An 11,727-nucleotide genomic window follows, 5' to 3' on the forward strand; every position below is an offset into this window, starting at 1 on the left:
TAATAGAGATGTAATATGCTATATCTCTACATTTCTCTATTAATTGATTCAGATAAATAATTCTAATCTTTTCGTGGTATCCAGATCAACAGCTTTGATTTAGAATCTATTTCTTAGAGGATAAAAACGTGTAACAGTTAAAGCGTAAAATTAGTGATATGTTTTGAGTAAACGCAAAAAAGCTATTGCTCATTCAGTCCAATTGGTTTACAGTTTTGGCATGGAAGTAGGTGTGAGGATTGTTTATGATTATGTCAACTCTATTCTGGAAAACGGTAAAGGCAAGTCCTGTCCTGTTGGTTGCCTCTTTATTCGTCGCTACTGGTGCATCGGCGGCTGAGTCAAATTCCCATCAGACGGCTGCTAATCTGTCTACAGCCGCGATAAATTTGGACGCTGAACCGACAGCATCAATCAGTCCCACTTTAGATGATGCAGCACTGACTGAACCCATCCCAGCAACGGAGACGCCTAAACCCACCGTAACCGTTAGTCCCGCATTTCAACTGGCAGATAGTACCTTCCCTGAACCCGTTCCGGCGGCTGGAGATACCTCTGTTAACTCTAATCAAGAAATTTTGCAGCAAATCCAGCGCTATGGCAATGAAGGATCTGCCTCTCTTGACCAAGTAACCAGCGTGGGTCAGTTACGAGACGTTTCTCCGGGGGACTGGGCGTATGAAGCGCTGCGTAGTTTAGTTGAGCGCTACGGTTGTATTGCCGGGTATCCAGATGGTACTTATCGGGGCAATCGCGCCTTGACCCGTTATGAATTTGCCGCTGGTTTGAATGCCTGTTTACAGCAAATTGAGCGGTTAATTGGGGATGGCGGAGAAATTCCTGATTTAGAAACCCTACGGCGGTTAATTCAGGAGTTTGAGGCAGAATTGGCAACCCTAGGTGCGCGGGTAGATAACCTGGAAGGGCGCGTGGCGTTCTTGGAAGACAATCAGTTCTCAACAACAACCAAGTTGAAAGGGGAAGTCATCTTTGCCTTGGCTGACACCTTCGGTGATTCCACTGAAGCTGTTGGTAGCGATGATGAAACGAATCTAATTTTCGCTGACCGGGTGCGCTTGAACTTGGAGACGAGTTTTACCGGAAGAGATCGCTTGAGAACTCGTTTGCAAGCCCGCAATATTAGCTCATTTAGCGGGGATTTAACGGGTACTAACATGACCCGCTTAGGGTTTGATGGCGATAACGGTAACGATGTTGACATCGATGAGCTGTGGTATCGCTTCCCTCTCGGTGAAAAAATTTCCGTGCAAATAGACGCTACGGGAGTTGAGTATCAAGATACTGTTATCGATCCGATCAATCCTTACTTTGCTAGTAGTGGTAGTGGTGCTATCTCACGCTTTGGGCGTTTCAACCCCATCTATCGCGCTGAAACAGGAGGTCCTGGAATAACCGCAACCTTTAACGTCAGTGACGCCTTGTCACTCTCTGCTGGTTACGTTGTTGATGGGGGCGGCAGCGATCCTGCTGATGGGGGCGGCAGCGATCCTTCCGCCAAAAATGGTATATTTGACGGCAATTATGCAGCCCTAGGTCAAATTGCCTTTACACCTACTGAAAATATCTCATTAGCAGCCACCTATCTGCACTCCTTCTACAATGGTGGTACAGTTAACGTTACAGGAAGCACAGGAAGTAGCTTCGCATCTAATCCTTTTGGTAACAACGATACCGCGACTTCGGTTGATGCCTATGGAATCCAAGCCAACGCACTATTTGGCAAGTTTTCTGTTGGTGGTTGGATTGGATATCAAGACGCTGAAGCCGAATCGGGTGCTAACGAAGGATCTGATGCCGATATTTGGAACTGGGCTGTCAACTTAGCGCTTTTAGACGTTGGTGGTGAAGGTAATAAACTTGGTTTTATATTTGGGATGCCACCCAAAACCACAGACAACGATATAGCCGCTCGTGAAGATAACGACACGTCCTATCACCTAGAAGCCTTCTACCGCTATCAACTCACTGATAATATCGCCATCACTCCGGGTGCTTTTGTCATCTTCAATCCTGAGCATGATGATGACAATGATACCCAGTTTGTCGGTACGCTGCGAACAGTCTTTAGTTTCTAAACCTGTCTCGGCTGTCGTTGACAATTGAATCATCTGGTGTAGGGGTACAGCAATGCTGTACCCCGATTAATCCTAACCTTATATTAATAAGCGCGATCGCTTGCGTAATTGCCTATGCTAAGGTCTAAATATATGCTGGATTACAGCTCATGACTGCATCAACTCAAAAGATTCTTCAGACCTTTGATCAGTTGCCTGATACAGAGCAACTGTTTTAGATAAAAATTAACTAATAAGCATTGTAGGTGGAATGGTACTGAATTAAGGCTGGCGTGGCACAGCCCACCCTACTTAATTATTGTTAATAGCTGCAATGGTGTTGTATAGTTTTCCCATTAACCGTTATTTCGGTGTGAGGAACGTGGATCAATGAAATCAACGCTCGTGTGGAAAACACTGCAACTCAGTTCCGCCCTACTTGGACTCTCCCTATTTGTTGCTAACAATGCTGATGCAGAGATTCCTAATCCAACAGCAAGCACTCGCGAATCTACAGCAGAACTCAACCGCCAGTTATCTGAAACTCCAGTAAAGATTAATCCTCTACAAATTGCTTCTGATGTCAGCCCAGGCTTAAGTCCGACCAATACTAATTCTAATCGGGAACTATTAGAACAAATTCAACGTTACAGTAGTGAAAATGGAGTTGAATCCCTTGACCAAGTAACCAGCGTGGGTCAACTGCGAGATGTGTCTCCAGGGGATTGGGCGTATGAAGCGCTGCGAAGCTTAGTTGAGCGCTACGGTTGTATTGCTGGGTATCCGGATGGCACCTATCGCGGTAATCGCGCCCTGACTCGTTACGAATTTGCGGCGGGTTTAAATGCCTGTTTAAACCAAATTGAGCGTTTGATTGGCACGGGTGGTTTTGACGAGACGGAGTTAGAAACCCTGCGGCGGTTAATTCAGGAATTTGAAGCGGAATTAGCAACCTTAGGCGCACGGGTAGATAACCTGGAAGGGCGCGTGGCGTTTTTGGAAGACAATCAGTTTTCTACTACCACTAAACTGAAAGGGGAAGTTATTTTTAACCTGGCGAGTGCCTTTGGGGATGAAAAAGCGGATAGCGATGAAGATGTTGATGACAATCTTACCTTTAGTAATCGGACTCGTTTAAACTTTGATACCAGCTTTATGGGCGAAGATCGCTTAAGAGTTCGCTTACAAGCCGGAAATACGCCTGAGTTTGATGAAGCGACAGGAACAGAAATGTCTCGTCAAGGGTTTGAATCATTTACTGGTGAAGATGGTAATGATGTGGAAATCAATGACTTATACTACCGTTTCCCTTTGGGCGATAAAATCCGGCTTTTGGTCGGTGCTAATGGCTTTGATTTCAATGACATCGCAGAAATCCACAACCCTATTCTTGAAAGTAGTGGTACGGGTGCTTTAAATCGGTTCAATCGTCGCAATCCTTTTGTCTTTCGGAATAATGCTGAACAAGGCGTGGGTGCCAATATTCAGTTTAGCGATTCCCTGAGTTTAGATCTGGGTTATTTAACCGGTGAAAGTAACAGTCCACTTGATAAGGATGGCGTATTCGATGGAGACTTCACCGCTATTTCTCAGTTGAATCTCGCCCTGGGAGAAAAACTAGATTTAGGGTTTGCCTTTGGCTATTCCTACTATCCGGGAGAAGATGTCAATTTGTCAGGTAGTACAGGTAGTCCACTGGCAAAAGAACCATTTGGCGAAATTGCCACTTCTGCTCTACGTTTCGGCATTCAAGGTAGCTGGCGGGTGGCTCCGAAGATCAACATTGCTGGTTGGGGTGGTTACATCAATGCAGAAGCTGAAGCGGGTGACCGAGAAGGGGATAACGCTGAGTTATGGACTTGGATGGGGAATGTCTCTTTCCTTGACTTAGGTAAAGAGGGTGCTGCTTTTTCAGTTGCTGCAGGTATACCGCCTAAACTTACTGATGTCGATGGTGGTCTTGATGATGATGATACCTCTTTCTTAATTGAGGCACAGTATCAATATCCGCTTACGGATAATATCCTGATTACACCGGGAGCTTATGTGATTTTGAATCCCAATCATGATGATGGAAATGATGATATTTGGGTAGGCACAATCCGGACGACGTTTAGTTTCTAATTATTCAAGAGATTGTTAGCAATATTAAATAAGATACCCGACTTCTTGAAGAAGTCGGGTATCTAGTAGAATTTTCTTAACAAAGGACGTAGCTTGCTTCACGAGAAGCAAGTATGACAAATGACAAAGGACGAATGACAAATGACAATACTTTACCTAACCGCCATACCCTTAATAAACCATTGACCCTCCTGACGCACCAACTCATACTGAACCCGCAAATTATCATCGTATGAAAGCGCCTGATTAATTTCACCATTTTGATAGAAACGGGCTTCTTCTTTAACCGCTGCTTCTACCTTCGCTTGCTCAGGATTAGCCGGATTCGTTTGCACGGATGTTACTTTAACCTGGTGATTATACTGGGCATAAATGTTCCGTTGCTGATTGGTTTGCGCCCGTCTCCGCCAAACAGACAAAACTGGATCAACTAGAATTTGATCCAATCGATCAATTTGATAATCGGGTCCGAACACTTGCGATTTCGTCGAAAGCCAGGTTTGAATCACTTGCTGGGCGGTATCTTGAGTCAGCGGACCTCCGGGTGCGATTAACTGACTATCGGCTTCGGGAATCGGAATCGGAGGTTGAGCCAGTTCCACCATGGGCTGTTCACCTTCTAAGGCTGGCGCAGAGAAACTTTGTTGGATTTTTTGTATCCAAGCAATTAACAACCACCCGATTAATCCGATACCCACTACTCCAGCAATAACCAGCAAGATAGAGCGTCGGTTTTTAGCTGCCTTGCGGTGTTCCGGTAGTCGTTGCAGGCGTCCTGGAGGGGACTGATCCAGATGTCCGGGTTCAGCAGACGGAGTGGATACCCCAGACACCGGACGAACTCGACTGGCTTCTGCTTCTGATCGGACTTTAGTGGAACGTCCTGGTGGCGCTGATTTAACCGCCGTGTTTGTTGGTGAATCCCCAGAAGAATTAATGGCTTGAGTTGTAGGTTCTCCTACCCGACTCGTTGCTGAAGCAACCCGTTGGCTGGCGGGTAACGTTGAAACACCAGATACCGAAGTGCGATCGCTCCCCCCTGCGAAACTCGCTGTCTGAGCTGCCCGATCGCGCTCTCTGCTGCTATATGAACCCACAACTGCTGGTTCGCGATCGCGGGAATGACCGTTACTCCGACCTGTGGATGCGCCTGTTGTCGTGTAAGCTTTTTTCTGAGCCGTCACTGACCATTCATTATTAGCCGTTCGCGTCGATTCCGGTAGCTGCTCTAAATAGGCTTGTACCTGCTCATCAGCAAAATAGTCTTTCAACGAGGCGGTTTGTTCTGCCAAGTCGCGGAAATGGGGAAATACGGAATTTTGCAGCCAGCGTTCTCCATACAGGCATAATCCCGGTAACAAATCCGGAGCGCCTTGAGACTGTTCCCGAATAAAGGCTAACGGTTCGTATTCATGACTCAGTTCCAACGCATGACTGGCTTCTTCGGTTTGACCCAACAGCAGCGCACAGACGGCTTGTTCTAAATGCACATCCTGACGCCGCCCCAACCGCATTAGCATTTGTTTCGCCCGGGCAATTAAAGCCGGTTGACGCTGGGCAAATCCTCTAGCAATCAAAGCATAAACCGCCAGATAGGTAGCGACGGCTGAAGGGCGGCGGGCTTCTGCCTCAAACAAGGTTTGTTGTTGAGCGGCTGTTAGATACCCTCGTAGCTGCTGAATAAACCGCAAAAAGTCATCAATACTCAGCCCCGACTGGTCATCCCCACTGCCGTCAATTCCTTGGCGCTCCTGTAGCATATCTTGCAACAGTTGTAAACCCTTACGCCGTTCGGCAATCTGTTCATCGGGTAATGCTAATAATTCCAGAATCCGGTAGGGACGCAGCTTATAGAGATCCGCTTGAATTTCGCCCCGCACCGTAGGAAATAAACCCTCACTCAGGAGTAATTCTTGACCCGTTTCTAGGGACAAGGCGGCATTTTCGTAACGTCCTTGCTGCCATTGTTCCCGCCCCAGTTCCAAACACGCCAGTGCCAGGGTCAGGAAAATATCAGGTCGCACCAGTTGCGGGTCACCCAAGTGACCTTTATCCAAACTGATGCTGTCACGACTGTGTAAGTAAGGCTGTCCCAACTGCAAGACGAGTTCATATTCCCCAAGTTCTTGCAGAATCAGCAAAGCGCCCACAAATTGTTCCTTGCTGATATCTAGGCTGGGATTATTGGGATCAATCGTCTCTGTGGCTGTTGATTCAGTCGTCGCCGTTGATTCTAACGGTAACGAAGGGCTAGATTCTGGGTTGTAGGTTTTCCCCAGAAAACTAGCATCATAACTTGAGCGCTGTTCCGGGTCAGAAAGAACCGCATACGCCTCATCCAGCAACTCCTTGCGAGACGCGATCGCCACTTCCGAATATTCCCGACGCGGAAGTTGGAGAGTGCGATCGCGATAGGCGACTTGAAGCTGTTCTGGTGTTGCCTGGATCGGCAATCCTAATATTCGGTAGTAATCGAGCGGAATTCGCACGGTTCACTTCCCCAGCGCTGCAACAACTGAATTCATGTATATTAACCTATAGAATCCCTAACATAATAGTTATTCTAAACAATAGTCACCCATCCTCACTGAAAACACGCAAATACCAGTATAGTATTCCTGCAAGGATACTCGATTCGCCATGGTTCAGGAACGGACGTTACCCAAGTTTCAAGTTCAAGACGGTCAAATCACCAGAGACGAAGGATTACTGCTTTACGAAGATATGGTTTTAGGGCGCTTGTTTGAGGACAAGTGCGCTGAGATGTACTATCGGGGCAAAATGTTTGGCTTTGTCCACCTCTACAACGGTCAAGAAGCCGTGTCTACAGGGGTGATTCGGGCAATGCGCCGGGATTATGATTACGTATGCAGCACCTATCGCGATCATGTCCATGCTTTGAGCGCAGGTGTTCCCCCACGGGAGGTGATGGCGGAGTTATTTGGCAAAGCCACCGGATGCTCTAAAGGACGCGGCGGTTCGATGCATCTCTTTTCAGAACCTCATCATCTTTTGGGCGGGTTTGCCTTTGTCGCTGAGGGGATTCCCGTGGCTACAGGAGCGGCATTTACGTCAAAATATCACCGTGACGGCTTGGGTGATCCGAATGCTGATCAGGTTACAGCTTGCTTTTTTGGCGATGGTGCCTGCAATAACGGTCAGTTTTTTGAGTGCTTGAACATGGCAGCCTTGTGGAAATTGCCGATTATTTATGTGGTGGAAAATAATAAATGGGCAATTGGCATGGCACACGAACGGGCAACCTCCCAGCCGGAAATCTATAAAAAAGCCAGTGTTTTTGGGATGCCGGGAATTGAAGTGGATGGGATGGATGTTCTGGCGGTACACTCCGTCGCCCAAGAAGCCGTCGCCCGGGCGCGGGCTGGTGAAGGTCCAACTTTGATTGAAGCCCTTACCTATCGCTTCCGAGGTCACTCCCTGGCTGATCCGGATGAACTTCGCACCTCAGAAGAGAAGGACTTTTGGATGACTCGCGATCCAATAAAAAAGTTAACCGCCTATCTGACTGAGCAAAATCTCGCCGACGAAGAAGAACTCAAGGCGATCGACAAACGTATTCAAGAGGTTCTCAATGACGCGGTACAGTTTGCTCAAACCAGTCCGGAACCTGACAAGAGTGAATTACATCGTTACATTTTTGCCGAAGATTGAGGTATAATATCCCAACCTGGCATTGGTGAACGCTATAGGCAAGAGGGTATTAATTTTTACCATCTCATTTAACCCCTTGCCGAGCGTTACCTGAAATTTTGCCTTGAGACAGAGAAACCATGCTGTTTCAAACACTCTGACTCTCAACCAATCATTTCAATCGATTCGCGCTCAGAGTTAACAGGCGATCGCGCTGGAGTGTAACGAACCTCAGCAGACGGTTGAATTTGGTATTTGACCAGATCCGCTAAGTCCTGAAGTTGGCTAATCGCTTCTGCCCCTTCTAGCTTCATCAGTTCGCGATCGTCGCGCATTTCCGTCCAAGTAATCCCGTAATCGGAGACCAAAAAACGAATCAGGTGACTATCGCCCAGACTAACCATGAATGAGGCACTATTCATTTGATTGCCGCAGGTATAGCATGATGCCAAGTAGCCTCGGTTTTCTAGCACGATCGCCAAAGCCTGAAGATTCATGACTAAATCTCGTACAAATTGACGATGTTGCTCTGCAAGTCTTATGAACACGTTAATCCTCCAAACACCTTTCCTACGAATATTAGATTTTATACTTTACTTAAGGATTTAAGACTCTATTTTGGGAGGGGTCAGTGCAAAATATGAGTAAGCCTTGTCTTCGGCTGATTCCTCAAATTGACTAACAGAGTTAGGGATTTGAGCAATTCTAGCTTGATGATCTGGCTCCACGATTCTAGCCCACTTCAGACGAGTTGCTCTCTAGGTAGCTCAAGTCATTGGGGGTAATCCTCAAGTTATCCGATACAAATTCCTAATGAGTTGTATCAGCAGTCACAATGGTGATACTCAATCTGAAACCATTGCCGCCTAGTCCATCGGTGGGAATTGGCTAATTGATTTGCCACCAACCGAATGTCGGTCCAACAAAGCGCACGGTTAGCCACCAGACTACGAGTAAGCCGATGCCAATCCAAGCGCCCTTAGTCGTCAATTTGACGAACTGCTCACCCTGACTTTTACTAATTGGGAGCCAGGGGAAGAGTCTCGCCTCTTGACCGTACTTGTCTCCAAGTGCAGTTTTACGACGTTTTGCTTCACCCATTCCTTGCATTCCTCAACTAAATGAATTCGATCTTAGCGTTATTTCTGAGATTTGGTTGGCATAAGTTTACGAAATGACAAGTAACTATGACAATTTTCCGGGGATCGGGGATCGTTAGATTAGAAATCCTGAGCCAATCCGCAACTCAACCCTACTTAAGTTAATAATTATTTTTCATCAATAGTCTATCGGGAAACCGCCGATAAACCCCGTACTTCAAGGCGGGAAGGGACAGGAGTGCCAGTTGAGGGGACTTGGGTTGGAGTCTTTCAGGTTAAGAAGGGGTTAAGGAAATTCCGGACTCTCTGTCGTTGTATAGATATTTCAAGTAAGTGAGGTACACAGACAGGTCTTACCTGACAGATAGTCCTGTTCCTCTAGAAAGACTCTCGCTAGTCAAGTTATCGGACATCGACCGAACGCGATCGGTAAAACCCGCTCTTAATTACCTGAACATAAATTTTGTTAACTAGGTTAAGAATTGTCAAAGTCCTCAATTCCTTGTTTCTGTTTCCTGTTCCCCGTTTCCTGTTCCCCGTACCCTTTTCTCTTTCTACAAAAGGAAACTTAGCTTTGATTAAGGAAAAAAGAGCTAATTGACAGTTGTCTCTTCTTTATAGCTAAAATCGAGGGCGAGTGTGGTTTTTTTGAGGAGTGATAAAACTATGACGACTTATGGACGTTTGGGAAAAACAGCGTCTTCAGCCTTGATGTTTGCCACCTTAGGTTGCTGGGTGACCAGCTTCTCTGCCGCGCAAGCAACGCCTGTTGAATCTTCAGAGCAACAGCCGACAGATTTGGCTCGGCTGACTGAAACGTCAGGAGTAGACCCAGGACTGTTTCTGTCAACTGAAACGGGACTGGTGAATTCTCCGGTTGAGATAGCTACCCCAGTAACGGAAGCAGAGATCATCACTGAACTAGAGGTATCCACCACCAGTGAAGTCGGAATGATCACGTCAACGGATTCCCTAATCGAGTCCGAAGACACCTTTGTGGAAACCCAAGTTCAAGACTTAGCCCAAGCCTTACCAGAAATGGAAGACAGCAGTGATCCCACTGTTTCTGAGCCCCTGTTCGTTGATCCATTAGAGGCGGTAGAGGAATCTGACCCGATGGATCAAGTGACCAATGTGTCTCAGTTAAGAGATGTTTCTCCCGGAGACTGGGCGTATGAGGCACTACGGAGTCTGGTGGAACGGTATGGTTGTATTGCCGGATATCCAGATGGCACGTTTCGGGGTAATCGGGCAATGACCCGGTATGAATTTGCCGCTGGCGTGAACGCCTGTATGCAGCAAATTGAGCGGTTAATCGCGGGTCGGACTGAGTTTCCCACCGGGGATTTAGAAAGTCTGCGGCGGTTAGTGTTGGAGTTTGAGGCAGAACTCGCTACCCTGGGGGCGCGGGTAGATAACCTAGAAGGTCGGACTGCACTTTTAGAAGATAATCAGTTTTCGACGACGACTAAAATCTTTGGGCAAGCCATTCTGGGTGTGCAAGGGCGAACGGAAAATGACTTTGAATTTGGCACTGGCACATTTGAGGATGAAGACACCAATGTCAATGTGATTAACAATGTACAGTTAAGCTTGTTTACTCAGTTGAGTCCTCGGAGTCTTTTACTAACCAGTTTCCAAGCTGGTGACGGTAGTGGAACGGGCAACAGTTTGAGGAACTATATCAGTTTGGGATATGAAGGAGACACCAATAATGATTTACGACTGACTGACCTTAACTATCGTCAACTCTTTGGCAGTAATTTTGCCGTAATCGTTGGACCAGAAGGAGTTAACCCAGTCAACGTCTTTCGGGGGGTCAATCGGATCGAAAGCGCCGGTTCTGGTTCCCTGTCTCGCTTTGCCCAGCGTAATCCAATTATTAATATTGGCAATGGGAGTGGTGGTATTGGCTTTGATTGGCAGATTGCCACCCGTCTGAGCTTACAAGGTGTCTATTCAGCTAGTGACTCTGATGATCCTGATGATGGTCTCTTTGGTGGAGATAATGGAAACACTGTAGCTGGTGTACAGTTAGTCGCTTCTCCTACAGACACATTGGATCTGTCGTTGCAATACATCAATGCCTATACTCCCTCTGGACTTTTGGGAACAGGTGTTGGGGATGATCAAGTAATCAGAGGTCGCTTTGTACTCGATGGGTCAGATGTACTTCTCAGAGGTCCGATGAATACAAATGCTTTTGGTAGTGGTTTGGAGTGGCGAGTTACCCCGAAATTCACCTTAGGCGGCTGGCTTGGTTATACGGATTCTAATTACAAAGCCGGTTCCGGAGATGTGCAAACCTTCAACTGGATGGCTTTTCTGAACTTGCCTGACCTCTTTGGTGAAGGAAATTTAGCGGGTTTGTATGTGGGTCAACCACCTAAAATTACCGACAGTGATCTGCCTATAACTCTAAATGTCCCAGATTTCGTCAGTAATGGAGGGGTTGGCGATGAGGGAGATCAACCGGGAACGACGACTCATGTCGAGCTGTTTTACCGCTGGCAAGTGGCTGATAATATCAGCATCACGCCGGGAGTCATTGTCATTTTTGATCCAGGACACAATCCGGATAACGATACGATTGGGATTGGTGCGATTCGGACTACATTTACCTTCTAAGCAGGAAAGAGCAAACCACAAAACCTTTATTCCAGACGCTTCAAAAGTACGTCTCTACATTGGCGTCGGCATCAGTTAACACCAATGGCTTCCTAATTCTCCGATGGGGCATCCGGTCAGACGTTTTCAGCCTACTATGTCATGAAGGT

General features: G+C 46.8%; 7 protein-coding genes. 4 read left to right on the forward strand and 3 right to left on the reverse strand.

All coding sequences use genetic code 11. The annotated features are described in order from the left end of the window. Positions 1 to 251 precede the first annotated feature (251 nt). Positions 252 to 2,096 (forward strand): iron uptake porin, encoded by a 1,845-nt coding sequence (locus MC7420_RS20725; protein WP_044208695.1) that lies wholly within the window; start codon positions 252 to 254, stop codon positions 2,094 to 2,096. Positions 2,097 to 2,465: 369 nt separating this feature from the next. Next, positions 2,466 to 4,199, forward strand: a complete 1,734-nt coding sequence (locus MC7420_RS20730; protein ID WP_006102742.1) for an iron uptake porin — start codon at positions 2,466 to 2,468, stop codon at positions 4,197 to 4,199. 152 nt (positions 4,200 to 4,351) lie between these two features. Here the strand turns inward: MC7420_RS20730 and MC7420_RS20735 are convergent, their stop codons facing one another. Beyond that, positions 4,352 to 6,688 (reverse strand): IMS domain-containing protein, encoded by a 2,337-nt coding sequence (locus MC7420_RS20735; RefSeq protein ID WP_006102761.1) that lies wholly within the window; start codon positions 6,686 to 6,688, stop codon positions 4,352 to 4,354. 151 nt (positions 6,689 to 6,839) lie between these two features. Between MC7420_RS20735 and pdhA the strand changes: the two genes are divergently transcribed. Continuing rightward, positions 6,840 to 7,871, forward strand: a complete 1,032-nt coding sequence (gene pdhA / locus MC7420_RS20740; protein ID WP_006102809.1) for a pyruvate dehydrogenase (acetyl-transferring) E1 component subunit alpha — start codon at positions 6,840 to 6,842, stop codon at positions 7,869 to 7,871. A 143-nt stretch (positions 7,872 to 8,014) separates the two neighbouring features. On the opposite strand, the gene MC7420_RS20745 is transcribed toward pdhA, so the two are convergent. Both MC7420_RS20745 and MC7420_RS20750 read right to left on the reverse strand, forming a co-directional pair. Then, positions 8,015 to 8,398, reverse strand: a complete 384-nt coding sequence (locus tag MC7420_RS20745; protein ID WP_044208617.1) for a DUF1815 family protein — start codon at positions 8,396 to 8,398, stop codon at positions 8,015 to 8,017. A 340-nt stretch (positions 8,399 to 8,738) separates the two neighbouring features. Next, complete coding sequence (locus tag MC7420_RS20750) at positions 8,739 to 8,951, reverse strand: DUF2839 domain-containing protein (RefSeq protein WP_006102710.1); 213 nt, start codon at positions 8,949 to 8,951, stop codon at positions 8,739 to 8,741. 665 nt (positions 8,952 to 9,616) lie between these two features. Between MC7420_RS20750 and MC7420_RS20755 the strand changes: the two genes are divergently transcribed. Next, positions 9,617 to 11,578 carry an iron uptake porin gene (locus MC7420_RS20755; protein WP_006102747.1) on the forward strand — a complete coding sequence of 654 codons (1,962 nt, stop codon included), beginning with the start codon at positions 9,617 to 9,619 and terminating at the stop codon, positions 11,576 to 11,578. The last annotated feature ends 149 nt before the right edge of the window (positions 11,579 to 11,727 follow it).

The organism is Coleofasciculus chthonoplastes PCC 7420, assembly GCF_000155555.1.
In the GTDB taxonomy this organism is placed as follows: domain Bacteria; phylum Cyanobacteriota; class Cyanobacteriia; order Cyanobacteriales; family Coleofasciculaceae; genus Coleofasciculus; species Coleofasciculus chthonoplastes_A.

Coding starts and splice junctions, on each gene's coding strand:
- MC7420_RS20750 (WP_006102710.1), bottom strand. CDS start 8,951: ATGGGTGAAGCAAAACGTCGTAAAACTGCACTTGGAGACAAGTACGGT.
- MC7420_RS20755 (WP_006102747.1), top strand. CDS start 9,617: ATGACGACTTATGGACGTTTGGGAAAAACAGCGTCTTCAGCCTTGATG.
- MC7420_RS20725 (WP_044208695.1), top strand. CDS start 252: ATGTCAACTCTATTCTGGAAAACGGTAAAGGCAAGTCCTGTCCTGTTG.
- MC7420_RS20730 (WP_006102742.1), top strand. CDS start 2,466: ATGAAATCAACGCTCGTGTGGAAAACACTGCAACTCAGTTCCGCCCTA.
- pdhA (WP_006102809.1), top strand. CDS start 6,840: ATGGTTCAGGAACGGACGTTACCCAAGTTTCAAGTTCAAGACGGTCAA.